This is a genomic window from Psychrobacter sp. NG25, assembly GCF_015234355.1.
In the GTDB taxonomy this organism is placed as follows: domain Bacteria; phylum Pseudomonadota; class Gammaproteobacteria; order Pseudomonadales; family Moraxellaceae; genus Psychrobacter.
In genome coordinates this window covers 255,702-279,735 of the sequence record NZ_JADGMV010000005.1, presented here as the reverse complement: position 1 = coordinate 279,735, position 24,034 = coordinate 255,702, and the positions used below count along the sequence as shown (strand labels likewise).

19 protein-coding genes are annotated in these 24,034 nt (G+C 42.0%); 11 read left to right on the top strand and 8 right to left on the bottom strand.

Annotation, left to right across the window (positions count from 1 at the left end):
- Positions 1 to 66: 66 nt before the first annotated feature.
- Together hisC and pheA are read right to left on the bottom strand one after the other, a co-directional pair.
- Positions 67 to 1,209, bottom strand: coding sequence for a histidinol-phosphate transaminase (gene hisC, locus IPZ60_RS09630; RefSeq protein WP_194197572.1), 1,143 nt, complete (start codon positions 1,207 to 1,209; stop codon positions 67 to 69).
- A 166-nt stretch (positions 1,210 to 1,375) separates the two neighbouring features.
- Complete coding sequence (gene pheA / locus IPZ60_RS09625; protein ID WP_194197571.1) at positions 1,376 to 2,557, bottom strand: prephenate dehydratase; 1,182 nt, start codon at positions 2,555 to 2,557, stop codon at positions 1,376 to 1,378.
- A gap of 551 nt (positions 2,558 to 3,108) precedes the next feature.
- Between pheA and IPZ60_RS09620 the strand changes: the two genes are divergently transcribed.
- Together IPZ60_RS09620 and IPZ60_RS09615 are read left to right on the top strand one after the other, a co-directional pair.
- Positions 3,109 to 4,050 (top strand): transaldolase, encoded by a 942-nt coding sequence (locus tag IPZ60_RS09620; protein ID WP_194197570.1) that lies wholly within the window; start codon positions 3,109 to 3,111, stop codon positions 4,048 to 4,050.
- Positions 4,051 to 4,195: 145 nt separating this feature from the next.
- Positions 4,196 to 4,693 carry a hypothetical protein gene (locus IPZ60_RS09615; RefSeq protein WP_194197569.1) on the top strand — a complete coding sequence of 166 codons (498 nt, stop codon included), beginning with the start codon at positions 4,196 to 4,198 and terminating at the stop codon, positions 4,691 to 4,693.
- A gap of 79 nt (positions 4,694 to 4,772) precedes the next feature.
- On the opposite strand, the gene IPZ60_RS09610 is transcribed toward IPZ60_RS09615, so the two are convergent.
- Positions 4,773 to 5,342, bottom strand: a complete 570-nt coding sequence (locus IPZ60_RS09610) for an adenine phosphoribosyltransferase (protein WP_194197568.1) — start codon at positions 5,340 to 5,342, stop codon at positions 4,773 to 4,775.
- Between the two features lie 351 nt (positions 5,343 to 5,693).
- Here IPZ60_RS09610 and IPZ60_RS09605 point away from each other — a divergent pair, with 351 nt between their 5' ends.
- Together IPZ60_RS09605 and IPZ60_RS09600 are read left to right on the top strand one after the other, a co-directional pair.
- Positions 5,694 to 5,858 carry a rubredoxin gene (locus IPZ60_RS09605; protein ID WP_110922890.1) on the top strand — a complete coding sequence of 55 codons (165 nt, stop codon included), beginning with the start codon at positions 5,694 to 5,696 and terminating at the stop codon, positions 5,856 to 5,858.
- Between the two features lie 27 nt (positions 5,859 to 5,885).
- Positions 5,886 to 6,935, top strand: coding sequence for an alpha/beta fold hydrolase (locus IPZ60_RS09600; RefSeq protein WP_194197567.1), 1,050 nt, complete (start codon positions 5,886 to 5,888; stop codon positions 6,933 to 6,935).
- 142 nt (positions 6,936 to 7,077) lie between these two features.
- Here the strand turns inward: IPZ60_RS09600 and IPZ60_RS09595 are convergent, their stop codons facing one another.
- Positions 7,078 to 8,109 (bottom strand): WG repeat-containing protein, encoded by a 1,032-nt coding sequence (locus tag IPZ60_RS09595; RefSeq protein ID WP_194197566.1) that lies wholly within the window; start codon positions 8,107 to 8,109, stop codon positions 7,078 to 7,080.
- 618 nt (positions 8,110 to 8,727) lie between these two features.
- Here IPZ60_RS09595 and IPZ60_RS09590 point away from each other — a divergent pair.
- On the top strand, positions 8,728 to 9,660 hold the full coding sequence (locus IPZ60_RS09590) for a DMT family transporter (protein ID WP_194197565.1): 933 nt from the start codon (positions 8,728 to 8,730) through the stop codon (positions 9,658 to 9,660).
- Positions 9,661 to 9,771: 111 nt separating this feature from the next.
- Here the strand turns inward: IPZ60_RS09590 and IPZ60_RS09585 are convergent, their stop codons facing one another.
- A complete protein-coding gene (locus IPZ60_RS09585) occupies positions 9,772 to 11,121 on the bottom strand; it encodes a solute carrier family 23 protein (protein WP_227669325.1) in 1,350 nt (449 codons plus the stop codon).
- 738 nt (positions 11,122 to 11,859) lie between these two features.
- Between IPZ60_RS09585 and IPZ60_RS09580 the strand changes: the two genes are divergently transcribed.
- Positions 11,860 to 13,293 carry an L-serine ammonia-lyase gene (locus tag IPZ60_RS09580; protein ID WP_194197563.1) on the top strand — a complete coding sequence of 478 codons (1,434 nt, stop codon included), beginning with the start codon at positions 11,860 to 11,862 and terminating at the stop codon, positions 13,291 to 13,293.
- 127 nt (positions 13,294 to 13,420) lie between these two features.
- Here the strand turns inward: IPZ60_RS09580 and IPZ60_RS09575 are convergent, their stop codons facing one another.
- The 3 genes from IPZ60_RS09575 to xthA form a co-directional block, all read right to left on the bottom strand.
- Positions 13,421 to 13,813 (bottom strand): DUF4377 domain-containing protein, encoded by a 393-nt coding sequence (locus IPZ60_RS09575; RefSeq protein ID WP_194197562.1) that lies wholly within the window; start codon positions 13,811 to 13,813, stop codon positions 13,421 to 13,423.
- Positions 13,814 to 14,192: 379 nt separating this feature from the next.
- On the bottom strand, positions 14,193 to 15,416 hold the full coding sequence (gene argJ, locus IPZ60_RS09570; protein ID WP_194197561.1) for a bifunctional glutamate N-acetyltransferase/amino-acid acetyltransferase ArgJ: 1,224 nt from the start codon (positions 15,414 to 15,416) through the stop codon (positions 14,193 to 14,195).
- 283 nt (positions 15,417 to 15,699) lie between these two features.
- A complete protein-coding gene (xthA, locus tag IPZ60_RS09565; RefSeq protein WP_194197560.1) occupies positions 15,700 to 16,521 on the bottom strand; it encodes an exodeoxyribonuclease III in 822 nt (273 codons plus the stop codon).
- A gap of 560 nt (positions 16,522 to 17,081) precedes the next feature.
- Here xthA and IPZ60_RS09560 point away from each other — a divergent pair.
- The 5 genes from IPZ60_RS09560 to IPZ60_RS09540 all read left to right on the top strand — a co-directional run bounded on the left by IPZ60_RS09560 (position 17,082) and on the right by IPZ60_RS09540 (position 23,944).
- Positions 17,082 to 17,639 (top strand): thioesterase family protein, encoded by a 558-nt coding sequence (locus IPZ60_RS09560; RefSeq protein ID WP_194197559.1) that lies wholly within the window; start codon positions 17,082 to 17,084, stop codon positions 17,637 to 17,639.
- Between the two features lie 60 nt (positions 17,640 to 17,699).
- Positions 17,700 to 18,542 (top strand): ATP-binding cassette domain-containing protein, encoded by an 843-nt coding sequence (locus tag IPZ60_RS09555; RefSeq protein WP_194197558.1) that lies wholly within the window; start codon positions 17,700 to 17,702, stop codon positions 18,540 to 18,542.
- 187 nt (positions 18,543 to 18,729) lie between these two features.
- Positions 18,730 to 19,521, top strand: a complete 792-nt coding sequence (gene fetB / locus IPZ60_RS09550; protein ID WP_194197557.1) for an iron export ABC transporter permease subunit FetB — start codon at positions 18,730 to 18,732, stop codon at positions 19,519 to 19,521.
- 444 nt (positions 19,522 to 19,965) lie between these two features.
- Positions 19,966 to 21,663: an AMP-binding protein gene (locus IPZ60_RS09545; RefSeq protein WP_194197556.1), complete on the top strand. Its 1,698-nt coding sequence runs from the start codon at positions 19,966 to 19,968 to the stop codon at positions 21,661 to 21,663.
- A gap of 580 nt (positions 21,664 to 22,243) precedes the next feature.
- Complete coding sequence (locus IPZ60_RS09540; RefSeq protein WP_194197555.1) at positions 22,244 to 23,944, top strand: AMP-binding protein; 1,701 nt, start codon at positions 22,244 to 22,246, stop codon at positions 23,942 to 23,944.
- Positions 23,945 to 24,034: the final 90 nt, after the last annotated feature.

The following is a 24,034-nucleotide window of genomic DNA, read 5'->3' as shown; positions in this document are numbered from 1 at the left end:
ACTCACGTTCTTGTTATACACTTAAGGGTAGTTTGACTTACTTTAAAAATACAAGAATAGTATCGTTTAATCGTCAGTTAAAATAGAGCGCAACGTATCAATCAAGCGTAGGTTGTCTTCTGCTAAACCAACGGTGATACGTAGCCAGTTATGTAGACCATAAGCAGCTAATGGACGGATGATAACACCCTGCTCTAGTAACGCTTCATGGATAGAAGCAGCAGTTATGTCTTCCATCTCAACCTCTATTTTTACCATAATAAAGTTAGCGTGTGACTTGATAAACCCTAACCCTAGCGCGTCAAACTGCTTTTCCAACCAACGCATTTGCTCATCATTCATCAAACGCGTTCTTTCAATAAAGTCCTGATCCGCAAGTGCTGCGGCTGCGGCTGCCAAACCGATACGACTGACATTAAATGGCTGACGAATACGGTTCAGTAGATCAGCAACGGCGACTGAGCTCAGTGCGTAACCCACGCGCAAGCCAGCCAATCCATACGCTTTGGAGAAAGTACGTACGATAACGACATTATCAAACTCGTCGAGCAGCGCCCGATTGTTACTTTCAGGGCTGTACTCTATATAGGCTTCGTCTAGCACCACCAAGACTGAGCTTGGCACACTGGCCACAAACGCATGTAACTCTTTATGCGCAAGCTGAGTACCCGTTGGGTTATTAGGATTGGCAATAAACACGAGCTTAGTATTAGGGTTGTCCTGAACCGCTTGGCTCATCGCTTTCAGATCATGACCAAAGCGCTGAGCAGGTACTTCAACATCCATAGCACCTTGCATCTTCGCTAACATCGAATACACCACAAAGGCATATTGACTATAAACGATGGCATCACCAGCACCAACAAAGCTACGCGCCAAGATATCAAGCAAATCATCAGAGCCATTACCCAAGGTAATCTGGTCGACATTTACATCATTAAAATCAGCCAATGCCTGCTTGAGATAGTAACCGTTGCCATCAGGATAGCGTGCTAACTGACCTAACTGCTCAGTAATCGCTAGCGTGACTTTTGGTGAGCACCCTACTGGATTCTCATTACTCGCAAGCTTCACCACATCTGAGATGCCATATTCACGCGTGAGTTCTTCTACTGGCTTTCCTATTTGATAAGGTGCCAATGATAAAATACTGGCATAAGCAGGTACAAGCGGTGACAAGCTTGACTCTATCAACTGAGATGATTGCATGATTTATCCTTAGATGTGAGAATGCACCTATTATTGGTTAAGCCTGTGAATCTTAGTGGTGGCGACCAGTTGTTATACGCTATGACTTAAAAGCAATAGCTTAAAGACAGTGACTCAAAGAAAGTAGCTTAAAGACAATAGCGTATAACGATAGCGCTTATGAGATTTATAGTACGGCTTTTGGATATGAGCCTAAGACGCGTAAATCTTTCACTAATGGGCGGATATCGTTGATCGCTGCGCTGACATTTGGATCGTCAATATGACCGTCCATATCAATAAAGAAAACGTATGCCCACTTATTAGGACGTTCAGGACGTGTTTCGATACTGGTCATAGACACGCCATGATAAGACAATGGCTTTAGTATCTCGATAAGCGCGCCAGCTTTATCATGGGCAGAGACCACGATAGAAGTTTTGTCTTGTCCTGATGGCGCAATCGCTTCATGACCAATGATGAGGAAACGTGTGGTATTGCTTGGATTGTCTTCGATGTTTGAGTAGAGCTTGTGTAGATCATACTCTGCCGCTGCTACATCACCAGCAATCGCAGCTGAGTGCCATTCGTTTTTCAGACGACGTGCCGCTTCACCATTGCTCGATACAGCAACACGCTCAACATTCGGAAAATTCACATCAAGCCAATGACGGCACTGTGCCAATGATTGCTGATGAGAATAGATACGACTTAACGCCTCTACTTTAGTGTGTTCAGCGACCAAAAAGTTCTGATGAATAGGCAATTCAACTTCACCAATAATCTTTAAGGTAGACGATAAGAAGCCATCTAAAGTATGGTTGACCACACCCTCTGAAGAGTTTTCAACAGGTACCACACCATACATCGCTGTGCCCGCTTCCACTTCACGGAACACATCGGTAATAGTCGTCATCGGCACCGTGTCAGCAGCCTTGCCAAAATGCTTGAGCGCGGCAGCATGCGTAAAGGTGCCAACAGGTCCCAAGAAAGCAATACGTTGCGGCGCTTCTAAATCCAAGCAAACTGACATGATTTCACGGAATAAACGTGCCATCTTTTCATCAGCGATTGGGCCAGCGTTACGCTCCATAACAGCTTTTAGCACTTGCGCTTCGCGCTCAGGACGATAAAAAATAGGATTGCTACTTTCGGTCGCCGAGCTATTAGCAATATGGTTTTTCTTAACTGCGGCCACTTGCTGAGCCAGCTTGGCACGATTATTAATCAACGTCTGAATTTCGCAGTCTACTGCATCGATGTTTTGACGGATATTATTCAAAAACTCTTTTTCAGTCGCGGTATCGCTAGTGCCTGCAATGCCCTGATTTAGATTATCTATGTTTTGCTCTGGTGACTGCTCACTCATTACCGCCCATCCTTTTTCTAATATTATTACTGAGTTTTATAACTGTTAGGTATTACTAAACTGTTAGGTACTACTAATATAGGTACTACTAATAAATACTAATATATTGGTTCTAAATGCTTGGCATATCGTCAAACTTCATAAACGTTTAGGTAGTCGCTGTTAAGATATCGCTATTGAGATAAAGTATTCTAGCAATAATGCTTAGATAAATGACATTTCATCGAATAATCTATCGAAACAACTTAACTTTCTAAACCTGTCTAGCACTGTTGCGACAGGCTGACGATACATCAGCTAGCAAATGTAGCGGCCAAACCACTGACCCGCTCTACTATAACAAAAACTATGGTCAGTGCCCATGTGTAAATACGTGTAAACCCGCTAATATTAGCAAAGTTATAAGATATGACAGAAATGCACGGTCAAACTATGGGGCAATATTGGCTCAAAACTGTGTTACAGTTTAAAACTAACAACAAATAGCACTATAAATAAGAAAACAACCAATTAATGAATAGCATTATAAATTGAAAAATAAAGGATATTAGATGAACGCATTACAACAGCTTCGTACCATGACCACCATTGTCGCTGATACCGGAGACCTGACCGCCATTGCGCGTCTAAAACCTATCGATGCAACCACTAATCCAAGCTTAATCACCAAGGCACTGATACATCCTGACAACCAAGGCATGCTATCAGAGACCATGAGCCGCCATAATGGCGATATAGATGCCGTGATTGACGCACTTACCATTCAAATCGGCTGTGACATTCTAGAACTCATCGAAGGCCGAGTATCTACCGAAGTCGATGCGCGCTTGTCTTATGACACTCAAGCGACGATTGATAAAGCCTTAGCGTTTATGGATGCTTACCAAAAGGCAGGTGTCAACTCAGACCGTGTGTTGATTAAAATGGCCGCAACTTGGCAAGGTATTGAAGCCGCACGCTATCTTGAGACCCAAAATATCCATTGTAATCTGACACTATTGTTTGGACAGCATCAAGCGATTGCATGTGCCGATGCTGGCGTAACACTGATATCACCGTTCGTGGGTCGTATCCTAGACTGGCAAAAACGCCAACAAAACCGCCAAAACGTGCCAGCCTCTGATGATATGGGCGTACAGTCAGTGAAGCGTATTTACCAATACTACAAACAGCATGACTATTATACCCAAGTCATGGGCGCAAGTTTCCGCTCAACAGAGCAGATACTGGCGCTAGCAGGTTGTGACCTATTAACCATTGCACCTAATCTCATTGATGAACTCGCAGCGATGGACACTGAAGTAATACAACAGTTGTCACCGAGCATGTCACTGGATATGGCAGATATGACCCGCGTGAGCTTGACGCATGAAGAATTCAGTGCGGCCTATCAAAAGGACACGGTCACACAAGACTTATTACCAAAAGGTATCGATGGTTTTATCAATGCACGTGATGAGCTTGCTCAGATGCTAGCGACTATACGCAGTTAAGACACGAAGTTAAGATGCACAGCCACAGCCACTGCTATCGATAATACTCTGCGAACTGTAACAACAGGCAATAAAAGAAAGTTGCCTGCTAATAGCAAGTTGGCTATTATGGCCCACTTCCAACAACCAGAAGCAAGGCTTGATTATGAAGCGGCTATCAATGTTATTAGTAAGCGGTGCTCTCGCAGTCAGTGCGCATGCAGTGGACTGGTCAAAAGTATCAGAGAGTCCAACTGGATCAATTTTTAGCTTAGACTTGGAATCTATCGAAAGCTCCGACATCAATATCATAGACGAAAAAGACGTCGAAAATATCACTGTGTCTATTCGTCGAACCTATCCTACACAAACGAATGAGACGAAAGTAGATAACGCAAAAAAAGATAACGTAAAGAAAGACAAAGCGAAAAAAGACAATATTCATCATAGTGACCAGCAGCTACTAATCTCTTGCAAAGATGCCAGTTATTATAGACGTGCCTATGTAAACTACGGAGCCAAGGATAAAGTATTGGCCTCTTGGCAATCAGAAAAACCAATACTAACCACCAAAGACTTTAGAACCACCACGCCCAATACAGTCGGACGCACATTGGTAGAACAAGCTTGTAAAAGTTATGAGCAAGCCCAAGAGAACGCTTAAAATAAAAAAGCGCGCTGAATAATATCAGCGCGCTTTTTTTTAATGCCTGAGGTTTATTTAGGCATGTAAATAACGCTTGCTAGGCTTTCAGCACTGTATAAACAGGTACTGGAAAGTCACCATGTAAATCAACCAAGTCTAGCAATACTAAAGCACCCACGACTGTATGTTCTGCTGAGCGACACAGCTCATAGGCTGTGGTTAGCGTACCACCTGTCGCCAAGATATCATCAACCAGTAATACACGCTCAGGCGGCAAATTATTTTGCATTTCAAGCGTATCTTTACCATACTCTAGAGCATAGGCTTTATTTGCAACAGGTGGTGGCAGCTTACCGGGTTTACGCAGCAAAATCATACCTTTTCCCAATCGGCCTGCCAGTAAACTTGCAAAAACAAACCCACGTGCTTCTACAGCCCCAAAACAATCTACCTCATCCATCAACCCTTCTGGCAGTGCGGCAAGTAGCGCATCAATGACTTCGTTGATATGACTGCGCAGTAACGGTGTAATGTCATAAAAATCAATGCCAACTTTTGGGAAATTTGGTACTGTGCGAATAACTTGCCAAAATGGATGATCGGTATTGAGCATATTAGATGGCTCGTTTTCGGTGTTTGTAGATGTAGCAGCGGTACTGGTGCTCATGGACAACCCTTAACTTATATGGTTTAGATAACAACTGAATAGTAACTGGATGATACTGTATCAACGATAAATGATGACTAATACGGTGGGTTTAGCGGCAAGTATTATAGCATAACTGATACCAGCATCTAGGCTAGGCTCTGAGGCTCGTCGCTTCTCAATTAGGGGCAGAACCAACATCCCTCTTGATAAAAGCAAAGCAATCTCAATATACAAGTGTAAACTTAACTACGAAAATCACGGTTATATGCTAAACTACGTGCGCTTTCGCAGTCTGATATATTGACTGTAATCCCAAATATAAGTGTCAATAGCGCACTGTAACACTAGTAATGATCGATAGGACTATTTATGAAACGTTATGAATGTATTGTCTGTGGCTGGATATATGATGAAGAGCTTGGCTGCCCAGAAGAAGGCATCGCACCAGGTACCAAATGGGACGACATCCCTGATGACTGGACGTGCCCAGAGTGCGGTGTGGGCAAGCTTGATTTTGAGATGATTGAGCTGTAGTAGACGACTCGCTAATTAGGACACTTCATGACTATATCAAATGATATCAATAATGCCAAAGTAAGTGCCAAACCATCTGCAAGCCTTGATAACAGCGTAGGGAGCTACCCCACTGCTGAATGGCAAAAGTTTGGCGCGCATCAATGGTGTGACTCTGACTTGAGCAAACATCTGTATCAATCGATGATCAACATCGGTGATGGTATTGAACTGTGTGTCGAGGCTGGTGGCAATCCCAATAATCCACCACTGCTGATGATTATGGGGCTTGGCTCACAGATGATATTTTGGCCAGATAACTTCATCAAGCGCCTTATTGATGCAGGATTCTTTGTGATTCGTTTTGATAATCGTGATATTGGCTTGTCTTCTAAAGTTCAAATTGACGGTCTACCACGTATCAGTCAGCTAAAAATGATGATGCGCTTGCAAACGGGGCTGTCCAATAAGAGCACGCAAGTTGCTTATAACTTGACAGATATGGCAGAAGATACCGTGCGCTTGATTAAGGCACTGCAGTTGGGTAAAACACACATCCTAGGCGCCTCTATGGGCGGTATGATTGCCCAAATCGTGGCAGCACGTTATCCAAGCCTAGTACAACGCATGGCGTTGATGTTTACGACGACCAATCGTGCCTTTTTGAAACCGCCGAAGCCTAAGCAGCTATATACACTCATCAACCGTCCTGAAAGCCATTCTGAGCGTGACATTGTACGTCATAGCGTCTGGTTTATGAAAACTGTCGGAACGCCCGGACATGTCAATGTACGTATGGTGCGTGAGATTGCCAAGCTGCGCTATCAACGTAACTTTCATCCGCTCGGTACGGTGCAACAGCTCAATGCTATCTTGGCATCAGGTTCTATCAGCCGATTTAGCAAACAAGTCAAAGCACCGACTATCGTGCTACATGGTAGTGCAGATGGCCTACTACCTGCCTCACAAGGTCGTGTGGTTGCCAAGACAATTCCTAATGCCAAGTTCCACTTGATCGAAGGGATGGCACATGACATTCCTGAGTATTATCAGCCATATATGGTTGATTTGATTGGCTCACACTTATTAGAGAAATAGTTCTTTAAAACGCTAGTAGCTTAACTGCTTCACATAAAAAAAGAGTGTAAAACCTATCATCAACTCATAGGCTTACACTCTTTTTTATTGCTAGGATACGACCTAAATATTTTATATGGGTCTTTAAACATAAGATCAATCCCTACTCACAACTGATACTATTCCCTTCTTTATCAATGCACATCTTATTACCATTTTTTAGATTACCAATCCACGCCTTACCATCTATAAATACAAACGCAGGCTTACCTTTGTAGCTATCATTCTCAGACACACCGCTGTCAGAAAAACGAAACGGAATCACAAGCTCACCACCAAGACTGAGAAAGCCCCAGTCTTTACCAATTCGTACGCCAGCTAAGCCTTCGGAAAACGACTGCACCTCATCAAACGAATACGTAATCATAATCACATTATTATCGTCAACAAAACCCCACTTGCCGTCTTGCTGGCTCGGCTGCAATGTCGTAAAACGATTGATAGCTACGGGCTTGGATTGGGCAATACCGGATTCGGCAGAATTGGATTTTGATGAAGAGGCAGCAGACTCATCATTGTCTTTACCATTTGGATCGCTGGTCGTGTTACCGTTTTTGTCCAACCAACTGATTGCGCGACTTTTATTCACGCGAGCTACGCCACCTCGATAATCATCGATATCACTAATCGCTGCCGAAAATGGCACAATGGTTTTATTGGCTGTGTTGATTACCCCGTAATTGCCATTTTTTTTCACAATGATACGGTCTTCTGACACCTCTCTTACCCAGCCTGCTGACTCACCCAATAGGTCATAAACGACTGGTACAACCTCACGACCTTGCATATTAATGTAACCAACTTTATTGCTGCGTTGTACGGGGATTAGGCCGCCAGCGATTTTATCTGCCTTAATCTCTTGATAGCGTGATAAATCAACGACAGCTTTGCCTTTACTATTAATCAAAGCCACTGGCGCACCAAAATCTTTTATTGCCAAAAAATAACCACTGCTTGACGTACAAGAGACGTTTTTATAATAGCTCTTGGGCAATTTACAACTTGCAGCATACGCGGGCATACCCATCACAATGGCCAATAAAACCCCAAGGCACAGGTAAAGTGCATATTTTGAAGATGACCAAAAATAAACTAAATCAGGTAGTGGTAAAAAAGACAAAGAACGTTGACGCATAAATAACCCTAAGCTAAAAGTATGGTGGCGTTTTAAACCTTTACGACTGGCTGATAATACACTCAATGTTAACAGCACGCTTAATATAGTGCCATTACCCGGTGAATATAGTAGGCACATGCTGGGGCATATCATCGATTAGATTGTGAGGCTTAAATGAGAAAAATTGTAGATAAACAAGGAAGTAATTGCCGTTAATATGAACATATTGACAAAATTTCTAACGATGTTTAGCGAAATTTAGCCATTTTAAGGCCACTAAATGTATTAATGTGCTAATTGATGACACGCCCTAGTGGTCATTATAAACCTTCACATTGATAAATAGCGAATAGCTACTTAGGGTTGTTCATATGACCATACTATCGTGCAGCCATCAAAATGAACTGCAATCTTATCTTCCTTATAGGTTTTTAGTTTTTTCTTTAAAAATGTTTACTAATTATCTAGCAAGGCATTCATTTTTTAGGCCAAAACGTTTACAGTGGAGCCTATATAAAATCAAGCATTACTCGACTCAGCTTGTCGCACTATAACCATCATTTTATTGTCTATAAATGATTGGCCTTTACCAAAGTAACATCACCTTAGTAACAAATATTAAAGTAAGGATCATTTATGGCAGAGACCTCTTCGCGTTCTGCATCTATTGGCTTGGTCATCGGCTGTGTCATTTTTGGCTTGGGTAGTTTGATTGTGGCTCATGTGGATGTGGGCGGTTGGGCAATGGCCTTTTGGCGGCTGGCCATCTCCGGTGTCATATTTACCGTACTGGCCAAGCTAACAGGGCAACATCTGCCACGTTCAAGACGTGCCATCATCTATGGTTTATTGTCTGGGGCATTTTTGGGGCTAGATTTGGCTCTGTGGCATGAGAGTATTTATGCTGTTGGACCTGGTATCTCAACCCTGCTTAATAGCTTACAGATTTTCTTTTTAGCCGCTATCGGGTTTTTGTATTTTGCAGAGCGTCAGTCTATTTTGCAACTGATCAGCTTGTGCCTAGCCATGTTGGGTGTGGCTATGATTGGTAGCCCTGAATTTGCACATAACACAGATGCTGTTTGGGGGTTTGTTACCGGTATTCTATCAGGAGCCATGTTAGCCGCCTCTATGACGTTTATTCGCAAAACGCACGATACAGAACCCACACCCATATTTGTATTGATGCAACTGGTGAGTATTGGTGGCGTATTGGCCATGATTGTACCGATGTTCATATTTGATATGGGACACATATTACCCAATACATGGTCTGAGATTGGATGGATACTGATTTATGGAGCGGTCATGCAATGCTTGGCATGGGGACTCATTGCTTACTCTATCCCTAAGATGTCACTGGCACTAACAGGGCTACTTCTGTTGAGTGAACCAGTGGCCGCATTGATAATTGACTATAGTTGGCTAGACAAACCTATCAACACCTTGCAATGGAGTGGTGCTTTACTGACTATGTTTGCCATTTATTTAGGCTCGCTAAAGCCTAAACCACGCGCCCTACGCCGTTATCGGTTTTTTGCGCGCTTTTATAAACGTAGATATAAATAGCGCTAACATTATAGGTCAATAAAAAGCACCCATGCTATCGATAGCATGGGTGCTTTTTTAATGTTATCAGTTTGGCTGAGATGTTCTATAAATATTCTGGAACTCAACTCATTATTTGGCTAACGATTTATTAGCAGCTTTCATCTCAGCGCTTTGGTTAAACAATGCATTTAATACGATAGCTGCCAACGTAGCAGTACCGATACCGCCCAAATCAAAACCGCCTAAGTGCAAGCTGAAGTTACCAGTACCCATAATAACAGTCACTGCCGCAATGATCAGGTTGCTGTTTTTACTAAAATCAATATGGTTGTCTAACCAGATTTTCACACCTGCAAGTGCAATCAAGCCAAACACGACTATAGATGCGCCGCCCAATAGTGCCGCTGGTATCGTCTGAATGATGGCACCAAATTTTGGTGATAGCCCAAGTATGATGGCAACCACACCTGCCACAACAAATATCGTCGTGCTATATACTTTAGTCACCGCCATAACACCAATGTTTTCGGCATAAGTGGTCACACCTGTACCACCAAATCCTGCTGAAAAAGTAGTCGCTAAACCATCTGCAAAAAATGCGCGGCCCATATAAGGCGTCACACGAGCTTTGGTCATGCCTTCGACAGCCTTAAAATGCCCTAAGTTTTCAGCGACCAAAATAAAGGCCACAGGCGCAATCAGAATAATGGCATTTTTATCAAAACTAGGCGTATGAATGGTTGGTAGACCGAACCATGAAGCGGCTGCGACACTACTAAAGTCAATCGGCGACCCAAAGCCTAGGACATTCGTCATCACAAAATAGGCGAGATACGATAGTATCAGACCAACCAGCAGTAGCAAGCGACGCAGCATGCCGCCTGTAAACACAGCTACACCACTGATCAATAGTACCGTCAATGTAGCCATCCAAGCATCAAACTGATTGCTAGACACTCCCTGAATAGTCACTGGTGCTAAATTAAGACCAATAATCATTACGATAGCACCGGTAACGATAGGTGGCATCAGACGCTCAATCCAGCCAGTGCCTGTTTTCATCACCAGCAGCCCAATCAACGAATAGATGATACCGCACGCCATAATGCCGCCCAAAGCGACACTTAAATTATCATTGAATCCTGCACCTGCATAGGCGGTAACAGCAATGACTGGACCGATGAAAGCGAAGCTTGAGCCCAAGTAACTTGGCATGCGCCCGCCCGTAATTATAAAAAACATCACGGTACAAATACCTGACATCAAAATAGCCAGATTAGGATCAAAACCCATTAACAATGGTGCCAGTACCGTCGCCCCAAACATTGCAAACGTATGCTGTACACCTAGCAATACACTTTTTGATGGCGGTAGGTATTCATTGATACCAACTGGATCACGATCCAAATCACCCTGATAAGAACGCCATGTTGGAAACCAACGGCCATTTTCAAAATCTGGGTTTTTTGGATAACTCATGGCTGCTGAATCAATACCTGCAGCTTCTAGTGCATTGTGAGCCGATTGCTCTTGGGCGCTACTTTCTGAATGTGAGGAAGGGTCTTTTTGAGATGGCATGCGCTTATCCTATGTGAGCTGAGCTAAAATAATAGGCGACAATAAATGATGGAATCAAAACTGAGTTAAATCATGAATTCAATAGATAAAGAGATGTAGGTAAAGATGAATATAGTCGATTCAATTTAAAAGTAGTACAAGGCAACCGAGTGCAGATGTATATCAAATACTTCAAGCGAGGTTAACGCTGTAATGCTTTTATAGTGGAATGACTATAGCAAGCTCCACATCCTTTCATTTATAATATGTCGCCCTAATTCATTCATTTATGTTGCAATATGGCAAACCAAAAGTATTATTTGGTATGATGACCATGTTTTGCTAGATGTATCAAGTCGGATATGTTCTACTAAAAACGATTTCGGCCGTTATGTACTCAACGTACTTCATAGCGACAACCAACTTACAGGATGTTACACGGCAGTTGACTCCGAGCATGATAACGGAGTTTCAAAATAAATAAAAGTTATTATTCAATCACCAGTTGTACCTCTCTATGCTAATACTTTCATAGGTGTTGCCCTGCACACGTTTGCTTTCGGTGCATAAGGGTGGTGGCTGTCTATCATATTCTCAATAAAAGTGCCTAAAGCAATCAATACAACAGGCTAAAGCACTCAATACTTTTGGTAACTTATTATGATCAGTGTTTTTGATTTATTTAAAATCGGCATAGGACCATCAAGCTCACATACCGTCGGGCCGATGCTTGCTGCAAATCTTTTTTTGACTTCACTAAGTAAGCATCAAGAACTGACCACGATTAAAACGATTGAAATTGAACTTTATGGGTCTTTGGCTGCGACAGGCAAAGGACATGCCACCGATACTGCCATCTTGCTAGGTCTGCTTGGACACGCTCCTAGCACCATTGATACACGCATGACCAGTAATTATTTATCACCTATATTTTCTGACAAGACATTGAATGTATCGGGTACTCATGCCATTAACTTTGATACGGAGCGCGATATTTATTGGTATGACGATACGGTGCTTCCTTATCATCCCAATGCCTTGATGCTTCGAGCCATATCGACAGACGGTACTCACTATCAGCAGACTTATTACTCAGTCGGCGGCGGTTTTGTGATTAATGAAGAAGATGCCACCAATCCAGATGAAGATCATGCCAGCCCAACGATTGATGTGGTTCCTTACCCATTCAATAGTGCCGGAGAGCTTTTAGAGCAGTGCCGTCAGCATGGTCTAAGCATCAGCGATCTGGTACTGGCCAATGAGTGTCACTATCGCAATCAAACAGAAGTATTTGCCTATCTCGATTCTATTTGGGCTTCTATGCAGGACTGTGTGACACGCGGGTGTCAAAATAGCGGCATATTACCTGGTGGCCTAGATGTGAAGCGTCGTGCTCAAGCGCTGCATCTGCAACTGTGTGCTGAAAAAAACCAGCCAGTGACGAAAAACGATAAGCTTGCGGCGATGGATTGGATTGATCTGTATGCCCTAGCCGTCAATGAAGAAAATGCCAACGGCGGTAATGTCGTGACTGCTCCTACTAATGGTGCTGCAGGTATTATTCCTGCTGTCATGCATTATTACCGTGACTTCCTATCAACTTACAGCATAGAAGGCGCTCGCAAGTTTTTATTGAATGCCACTGCTATCGGTAGCTTAATTAAACAAAACGCTTCGATATCTGGTGCTGAGGTCGGCTGTCAAGGTGAAGTTGGATCAGCCTGCGCAATGGCCGCATCGGCATTGGCTGAAATCCTAGGTGGCGATCCTGCTAAATGTCTCAATGCTGCCGAAATTGGTATTGAGCATAATCTAGGTCTCACCTGCGATCCTGTTGGCGGACTAGTGCAAGTGCCTTGCATCGAGCGCAATGCGATGGGTGCGGTAAAAGCTGTGAACGCAGCACGCCTTGCCTGCCGCGGTAATGGACAACACTTTGTTTCTTTAGATAAAGTAATCGAAACGATGAAAGTAACGGGTGCCGATATGCTTGATAAGTATAAAGAAACCTCACGTGGCGGACTTGCTGTCTATGCAGACAATCGTATTCCTACGGCAACTCGCGGCTTTACTGTTAATTACAGCCAGTGTTAAAGCTACTCAATAATTGATTAAAAATTGATTAAAAAAAATAATAAAAAAGGCCTCTAATTTGCTAGAGGCCTTTTTTATTGTCTTTTTTATAGCGAGGTCGTAAGACACTCAGTAATCCAAGTAATTTTTACTCAGCAGTTTTTGAGATAACTTCATTCAAAATCCAAACTGGCTGTACGACATTAGAACCTTCTTCAGTCACTGCTTCTTGGCGTATATCAAGCATATAGCGATAGTTTGGCTCATAGGTAAATCCTTGGATGTTACCGTTTAGAGTAGTATAGTTTTTCTGATAAGTTTGACGATATTGTAAGCACTGAGACTCAACTGTAGAGCCATCAGTTGCGGTGAGGTCACATACAGCTTTACGCGGGGCAACTTCTACTTCAAAACTTGGAATATTGACCACTTTTACGTTCATAGGCTGCCCTTCAACAACCATCGTACGTTCATTGTCCATAGTAGAACAACCAGAAAGAGCAAAAGTCGTCATCAATGCTGCAAGTGCAAATTTTTTCATTATAAAATCCTCAGTGAGTTGTTATTAATTATAAGTGGCTTGCTTAAATTTATTTTTTTTAACATCTAATCTTTGTAATAGTTGGTCTTTGTAAAAGCTAATCCTTTTGGTAGTAAGTATGGCACTGCAAATGTGTTATCAAGCAATACATCATCAAAATTTACAAATCCTGCCGTGTGTCATTTACTAAGATTAGTATAAGTCGTGAGCTCTCTGTCTCTCTACAACTGCTTTGTAAAGTAACGTCAGCTTTTGCAACTGATGTTAATGGTACGTATTAACTAGTGGGGCTAATTGATACTGAGCAGGCGTCAGACAGCAAAAAGCCAGAATGATAGTCATTCTGGCTCAATCAACAATGTATTTACTTCAATAAATTCTAACTACGATAATCAGCATTTATCTTAACGTAATCATAAGATAAGTCGCAGGTATACACCGTATCACTGGCATCGCCACGTGCAAGATTGATATGAATAGTAATCTCAGGACGACTCATGACTGCCTTGCCCGCCTCTTCCGTATAGCTGGGCGCAACGCCACCACTCTGGCAAATCATTACATCATCCAGATACACGTCGACTTGCTCTGTATCTAAATCTTCGATACCCGCATAACCAACTGCAGCCAATATACGACCCCAATTAGCATCGCTAGCGAAGAATGCAGTCTTTACGAGTGGTGAATGCGCAACTGCGTATGCTACATCGCAGCATTCTTGCGTTGTCTGGCCACCAGTGACTTTCACTGTCATAAACTTAGTTGCACCCTCTCCATCACGCACGATTAATTGCGCCAAACGCACAAATACTTCTGTCAACGCCGTAAATATTGACTGATAATGCGGATGTTCTGGGCTATCGATTACCTCTGAGCTAGCAGCGCCAGTGGCTATCAATACACAGCAGTCATTGGTAGAGGTATCACCGTCGACAGTGATGCGGTTAAAAGACTGCTCATTGATGGCACTTAGCATCTCTTGTAATAAGTCAGCAGCGATATTGGCATCAGTTGCCACGTAACCCAACATGGTCGCCATGTTCGGGCGTATCATGCCTGAGCCTTTTGACATGCCTGTTATGTGATAACTGGTACCCGCTACATCAACTTTTTGACTGGCAAGCTTAGGAATCGTATCAGTGGTACGAATACCATTGGCTGCTGCAAGCCAGTTATCAGCCCCAAGATTGGCAAGTGCATTGTCTAAGCCTGCTATCACTGCGTCGCTATTTAATGGCTCGCCAATGACACCTGTAGAAAATGGCAATACAGCATTGCTATCTACGCCAGCTTTATGAGCCAGTGCAGCACAGATATCGACAGCACGACGCTTGCCATCAGCGCCCGTCCCTGCATTGGCATTACCTGTATTGGTCACCAAATAGCGAGGGCTGGCTTTGGCGAAGTGTTCGCGCAATACACGCACAGGTGCAGCACAAAAGGTATTTTTGGTAGTAACAACTGCAGTAGTTGCAGCATCCGCTATCTCTATCACGACTAGATCGTCACGATCCTTGTAGCGTACACCCGCTGCAGTCGCACTTAGCTTGATACCTTCGATAGGATAAATCGTATTGGGTACTTCAATATTTCCGACAGCCATCATTACATCCTTATTGTTCAAGTCTTATTATGATTTATAAACTATGTTTTGATCAATACTATAGTCTGTTCAATATAATTTGGATACGAGTAAGCTGAGTGAAAGTACTAAAAACCATAGACTAATCGAAGCTAACACCGTATCCAATTTATAGAGGATTAATTATATATAGCCATTCCACGATAAAAGCATGACAGCGTTAACCTCGCTTGAAGTATCACCTATACATCTACACTTGGTTGCCTTGTACTACTTTTAAATTGAATCGACTATAAACGTATTGCTATTTTTTTAAGTCAAATGCCGACCAAATTGGTGCATGGTCAGACGGTTTTTCCATAGCGCGCAGATCATAGCTGATACCTGCATCAACACATGCATCAACGAGGTCTGCGGTACACAAAATATGATCGATACGCAGTCCGCGCTTAGGCTCGTCATTAAAACCGCGACTGCGGTAATCAAACCAGCTATAGAGCTCAGTGCTTTCTGGATAATGCATACGATAGGTATCCGTCAGCTCACGCGACATCAGTGCACTATACCACTCACGCTCTTCTGGTAAAAATGAAGTCTTTCTATTTTTGAGCCAGCGCTTAGCATTGACTTCACCAATACCAATATCGATATCTTCTGGAGCGATATTCATATCTCCCATAACCACAAGAGAGCGACCTTCTGCTTTTAATGTATCAATATACGCCATTAAATCTGCATAATAAGCACGCTTCATCGGAAACTTGGTTGGATGGTCTTGGCTCTCTCCTTGCGGAAAATAGCCATTGAGCACATCAACTTCACGTCCTTCAAACTCATAGCGGGCATGAATAAAACGCTTTTGCGCTTCTTCCTCTTCACCCGGAAAGCCTTTTTGCACAAAAATAGGCGCCACTTTAGACAAGAGTGCAACACCATAATGCGCCTTTTGACCAAAATATTCTACGTGATAGCCCAAGCTTTCTATGTTCTCTAAGGGAAACTGCTCATCATGTACTTTAGTTTCTTGCAGACCCATCACATCAGGATCGATGACGTCTCGCACAGCCTCAAGCTGATGTTGGCGAGCACGAATACCATTAATATTAAAACTGACAAAACGGGTCATAAATTATCCTATACTGATTGATGAAATACGGTGCTAATACAAATAGTTGAGAGGCAAAAGATAAAAACCACTATAGTCGATTCAATTTAAAAGTAGTACAAGGCAACCGAGTGTCGATGTATATCAAATACTTCAGGCGAGGTTAACGCAGTAATATTTTTATAGTGGAATGACTATATGATAACAGACGGAGCGCAACCTAACTATTGCGTGTCCTGATATCTTGAGCTAGAGTAGCTCTTCTTATTAATTGTTATTTCTATAATAGTTTTGAATGACACTTTATTATCGTCAAAACCCTATTAAAAAACTGCATTGTTATTTATTCAAAAGGTAATACTAAGGCGTGTCTTCATTTTAAAGATAGTGATAAAAATGAAGTAAATTGCCGTCAAACAAGAAAAATAGCGCAGATAGTATCGGGATATTAACCAGCTATTTGACGATGTTTAGCCAATTTAGATGACTAACGAGTGAATTGAAGACACGCCCTAACCTTTTATTAAGCAAAAACTTTAAGCCATTTTTATTTATACTGATAAAAAATACTGAGCATGATTATGATAACCACTAACAGCAAAAACTCAACTGCCGCATTGACGCCATTATTTGCTAAAGATTATAACGTCTATATTAACCATACTGATGCCGGTGGTATAGTCTACCACGCCAATCATTTGGTGTTTTTTGAAAACTGCCGCCGTGATTGGTTTGGCCAACTTGGTTTGAATGGTTATTTTCTACAGACGGACAATGGTGATATACAGCATTTTGTCGTGAGTCAGGCAGACTTGCAATACAAACGAGCCATTCTCTTAGATGAAGTGATCAGTGTGCGTGTCGATAAAGTCGAATTGAAACCTGCCAGTATGATTTTTTATCAAAGTATTCATCGCCATATGGTAGGTAGCACCGCTACAAACAGCAGCAACAGTTTACTAAGTAGCGCTAAAATCGTTATCGCCTGTGTACAAAATCAAGTTCAAGCAGAGCCTATATCTAATGATAAATCAGATGCTACCGCTGCGAGCAATGCACCCATGCGCCCTATCCGTGTACCACACAAGTTACGTAGTGCTATCGAGCAAGCTATTAGCGAGCAAATCGGTAGTCAATAATCCTAATAGATGAGCTTGCACCATAACAAGGGTGCGGTTGATAGGGGTGAGTTTTAAGTTATGCTTACATTCGAAAATATTTGGGTACACAGCAGACGTACAGCGACTTCGTATTCTCCTGACAATGTGTCTGATAATGTATCTAGCAATGTCACTAGCGTTCAGACAAACCCTTTTACACCATCTAATATTTATCAAAAATGGTCTGACAAACTAAGAAAAACAGTAAGGCCAGATCCTGTCTTACCTGCTGATAAGCGAGTATTGATAAATGGCGTGACTGGTACATTGCTATCAGGACAAGTAACGGTGTTGACAGGGTCTTCTGGTAGTTGCAAATCTGTGTTGTTACGAGTATTAGCGGGATTATTGCCAATGAACAACGGTGACGTCTATCTAAATAATAATGATGCATCAAATGTCAGTGCGCCTCAGAGTATCCACGATACATTGCCCACACAATGGCGCACACAAGTTGCCCTACTCGCACAGCACCCGCAACTGCTAGAAGGCCGTGTCATTGATAACCTAAAAACACCCTATCGCCTACAAGCCCATCAGCATCGCAGTTTTGATATAGATTGGCATATCGCACAGCTCGAACGCTTGCAACGGAACGCTGACTTTTTACAGCAAGATACCAATCACTTATCAGGTGGTGAGCGCCAACTGGTAAATACCTTACGTCTTTTACAGTTAAATCCGCAGGTCTTATTACTAGATGAGCCTACAGCTGCTTTAGACATTGACACTTCTGCACAGCTGGTACACCTACTCATGAGATGGCTACAACTAGATACGCAGCGCACATTATTATGGGTCACGCATGATACGCAAGATATCATGCCACTCGCCAATCATCATTGGCATATGCAAGCAGGCGTACTGACCGAAGTGTTTTAATACCAGAACATAGTCAACACCTCATCTCATACATTCACTGACTGGTTCTACCTAATATTTATATTATAATATAGTCGGCTCAATATAATTTGGATACAAGGAAGCCGAGTGCAAGTGCTACATGTAGTGAACTAAGCGAGACTGACACCGTATCCAGTTTATAGAGGATTAACTATAATGAGCACTTATGAGTGGTACGGATGATATGCAGATGATTCTTAGTTACGGGGATGTCGCCCTAGCGAGTAGTCTAATTCTCATCGTACTCCTTATATCATGGCGACTGCGCTTACATCTCACTAAGATACTATTAACTGCCGCTGTTCGTACGGTGGTTCAGCTTAGCTTCATTGGTTTGATATTGGCATGGATCTTTGCACGTGAACAATGGTATGAAGTACTCCTCATTTTAACCATCATGACCTTAATTGCAGGCAGCGCTGCCAAAAACCGAGTTAGACGCAGCTATAAAGGTTTGCTCAACGATACGTTTATCGCAGTCAGCACTTCAGCAGTATTCGTCACTGCAATCGCAATCATTATTATTTTGAGGGTGCAGCCTTGGTACACCCCGCAATTCATCATTCCTATACTAGGATTGATACTGGGCAACTCGCTCACTGCCATTTCTTTGACCAGCAACCAATTGATTGAATCTTTTCATGAGCAACGCGATCGCATCGAGATGATGCTCAGCTTGTCTGCGCGACCATTTGAAGCCGTACACGAGCCCATACGTGCTGCGATCATCAACGGCATGACGCCAACGCTAAACTCAATGTTAGTCGTCGGTATTGTCAGTTTACCGGGGATGATGACGGGTCAAATCCTTGCTGGCGCCGACCCTACTCAAGCAGTTCGCTATCAGATTGTGACCATGTTTTTGATATGTGTGAGTAGCACGCTCGGCTGTACAATCAATGCATTGCTTATCTATAGACGTTTTTTTAATAAAAAACATCAATTTATCCTACCTTAAATACTGCGGTATTAATGTCTAATTACAACAATCACCTTATGTTTGAAACATACTTCTATATATTTGATATTAGCTATATATTTTCAATTTATGTACTGACCAGTGCTGCAAACCAATATTTCCTTAAGCCACATTCGTGCTAATGTATTGAATAAATATTCTATTTATTTTTGGATACTTCAACCATATAAAATAGACTTTTTTATTATTAAGGCATCTGTTTTTTCAACGCTCTTAATGATAAATTATACTCTCGAATTATTGTGTTTTTAAATGATAGTTAAATCGTATTATACAACAGCAATACAAACCCATCAGTCAGTCAATCGATAAGAATTTATCACTCTCAACAGCAAACGATCACGTCAGCGCTGATGAGCATCATTGACACGGATACGACTGCCACATCACAATTTTAAATAGTAAAACTCAAGGACGCTGACTATGACGCCGAATAAACCATGGCTTGCTCATTATCCCAATATTGTGCCTAAGACGATCAATCCCGATAGATACAACAGCATCATAGATCTATATGAAGAATGCTTTGATCGCTTTCGTTTGCACCCTATGAGCATCTGTATGGGCGTGACTCATACTTATGGCGATGTTGATAAAGCTTCAATGGCGGTTGCGGCATGGTTACAAGCACAAGGCATTCCTAAAGGTAGCGTCGTCGCGCTAATGATGCCAAATGTTCCACAGTACCTGCCTACGATGATTGGTATTTTGCGTGCAGGATGTGTATGTACGCCTATTAATCCACTTTATACCGGTCGAGAGTTACGCCATCAATTGAATGATTCAGGTGCGCAGGTTATTTTTGTGGTTGATAACTTTGCCCAAGCACTTGAGCAAGTCATCGAAGAGACCAACATCAAGCGCATTGTCCTCTCAAAAATGGGCGATATGATGGGGCTAAAAGGTATTCTGGTCAATACGGTTATCCGTCAGGTGAAACGCCTCGTTCCTAAATACAATCTTAATGATCCTAAGTACCATGTTACTAAGTTTCCTGAAGTGCTCAAAAAAGGTAAAGTTCTTCCGTTCCATAAACCAGCCATGCAATTAAGTCAAAAAGCATTCTTGCAGTACACAGGTGGAACGACTGGACTGTCTAAAGGTGCTATTTTGTCGCAGCGTAATATCGTTGCTGCAGCCTTGCAGTCAGAAGCATGGACTCGGCCGATTACCTCAGAGATTAATGAGGTTTATATCAATATGGTTATGGCCCTACCGCTATATCATATATTTGCATTTATGCTCAGTATGTTAGGCATGCGTTCCGGCTACACCTTTATATTGGTACCAAACCCACGTGACATACCAGGATTTGTCAAAACACTATCAAGGCAACCATTCCATATATTGCCAGCAGTTAATACTTTGTATAAAGGTTTACTAGATAATCCAAACTTTAAAAACTTAAATTTTAGTTCACTGCGGCTTTCTCAAGCGGGTGGTATGGCAGCGACTGAGCAAACAGCTGCACGCTGGCTTGAAGTCACTGGCTGCCCGATGGTTGAAGGTTGGGGTATGACTGAAGGAGTAGCTGCAGGTACAGCTAATATTGTGACGGATCACACATTTAATGGCACTATTGGTTTGCCGCTCCCAAGTGTTGATATAGTTGTGGTTGATGATGAAGGTAATTGTGTTGGTATGAATAAAGCGGGTGAGATGTGCATCAAAGGCCCCAATGTCACTTCTGGATATCTCAATAGAGACAGTAGTGATGACTTTACCAGTGATGGTTACTTCCGTACTGGTGATATTGTCAGCATGGATGAAAGAGGCTATATCACCCTACTTGATCGCAAGAAAGACATGATTTTAGTCTCAGGTTTTAACGTATTCCCGAATGAGATTGAATCTGTCATGTTGGATTGTAATGCTATCGTTGATTGCGCAGTCATTGGTATTCCAGATGAACATCAGGGCGAAGCCGTCAAGATTTACGTCGTACCTGCTAATGATAAGGTAACCAAAAGTGACATCAAAGAATTCGCTTTAGACAATATGACTGGCTACAAATGTCCACGTTATATCGAGTTCATTGATGAGCTACCAAAGAGCAATGTCGGCAAAGTATTGCGTCAAAAACTACGTGAAAAGCATCAAGCAGACAATCCACAACGGTAAATAAAACATCTATAATGAAGTAGCGTTCTATCTCAACATAGAGTGCTTTTTTTATGGGAAACCAATCATTTTCATTAACGAAATTGCAGAATTGTAACAATTTCATTAATGAAATTATGTTGCCAACTGTATTACAAGAAAGATACTTGGTATAATAATTTAACATGTTTCTAGGAAAATAGCCGTTTATCAGCTTTTTTAACCGTTTGTCTCACAACTAGTTACAACATATATTGTTAGTTTTATCAAATTTAAGTATAAACTATCAAGTTCTTGTATTGTCATAACGAAATCAATTGTAGTTATGTTAATGTATTACCAAAATAAGTTACTTCACTTTTTTTAGCAGCAAAAAATAACCCGCCGTTTAATCTACTCCGATTCTTACCCTTTGCGGTTAAATCACTTTGTAGTTAAAAACTTTATACATGTAAAGGCCACCGTATTCTAGCAGTCTGTGAATCACTATGATGTCACTCGACAATTTATTGCTCTTTTAGCGATGATATATATTGTTGACAAGGATGTGACTACTTTTTTATAGAACCTTAACTTATCTCAGCACTTAAGGACGTTAAGTATGACAGTAGATAAACCTTGGCTTGCTCAATATCCAAAAAACGTACCAAAAACTATTAATCCCGATCAATATGCAAGTCTCATAGAACTATATGAGGAATGTTTTGAGCGTTTTCGTATGCATCCTATGACTATTTGTATGGGCGTGACTCATACTTATGGCGATGTTGATAAAGCTTCAATGGCGGTTGCGGCATGGTTACAAGCACAAGGCATTCCTAAAGGTAGCGTTGTGGCATTAATGATGCCAAACGTTCCACAGTACTTGCCTACGATGATTGGTATTTTACGCGCAGGATATGTATGTACGCCTATTAACCCACTCTATACCGGTCGAGAGTTGCGCCATCAATTGAATGATTCAGGTGCGCAGGTTATTTTTGTGGTTGATAACTTTGCCCAAGCACTTGAGCAAGTCATCGAAGAGACCAACATCAAGCGCATTGTCCTCTCAAAAATGGGCGATATGATGGGGTTAAAAGGTATTCTGGTCAATACGGTTATCCGTCAGGTCAAACGCCTCGTTCCTAAATACAATCTTAATGATCCTAAGTATCATGTTACTAAGTTTCCTGAAGTGCTCAAAAAGGGTAAGCATCTACCTGTTCAATCACCAAAAGCCACCATGCAGCAAAAAGCCATTCTGCAGTATACGGGTGGAACAACAGGGCTATCCAAAGGTGCTGTCTTAACTCAGCGTAACATCGTTGCTGCTGCCATGCAGTCAGAAGCATGGTACCGTCCTGTTACCTCAGATATTAATGAGGTTTATATCAATATGGTTATGGCCCTACCGCTATATCATATTTTTGCATTTATGCTGAGTCTTCTCGGTATGCGCTCGGGCTATACCTTTATATTGATACCCAATCCGCGTGATATGCCAGGGTTTATCAAAACATTATCAAAACAACCGTTCCATATTTTCCCAGCGGTTAATACTTTGTTTAAGGGTTTGCTCGATCAGCCAAACTTTAAGGATTTGAATTTTAGCTCATTACGTATCACTCAAGCAGGTGGTATGGCAGCAACCGAGCAGACAGCAGCACGCTGGCTTGAAGTGACTGGCTGCCCTATGGTTGAAGGCTGGGGTATGACTGAAGGAGTAGCTGCAGGTACTGCCAACGTCATCACTGACCGTAAATTCAACGGTACTATTGGCATACCAGTTCCTAGTGTTGATGTCATCGTGGTCGATGAGAACGGCAAACGTATGGGTCTAAATGAAGCAGGTGAAATGTGCATCAAAGGCCCTAACGTCACTTCAGGCTATTTTAACAAAGACAGTAGCAATGACTTTACCAGTGATGGTTATTTCCGCACTGGCGATATTATTAGCATGGATGAAAAAGGCTATATCACCCTACTCGATCGTAAGAAAGACATGGTGCTAGTCTCAGGTTTCAACGTCTTCCCGAACGAAATTGAATCTGTCATGCTAGATTGTAAGGCTATTGTTGATTGCGCAGTCATTGGTATTCCTGATGCACATCAAGGCGAAGCGGTTAAAATTTATGTCGTGCCTGCAGACAACAATGTCACCAAAAGTGATATTAAAGAATTTGCATTGGAAAACTTAACTGGTTATAAGTGCCCACGTCATATTGAATTTGTAAGTGAACTGCCAAAGAGTGCTGTTGGTAAAGTCCTGCGTCAAAAACTACGTGAAAAACATATATCAGACAACCCTCAAACCCTTTAATTTTTAAGCGCTGTACACTTAAAAATAGAAAGAATAAAAAAAGCCCTTTACGTATTAGGTAAAGGGCTTTTTTTATTCTGTGTAATACGT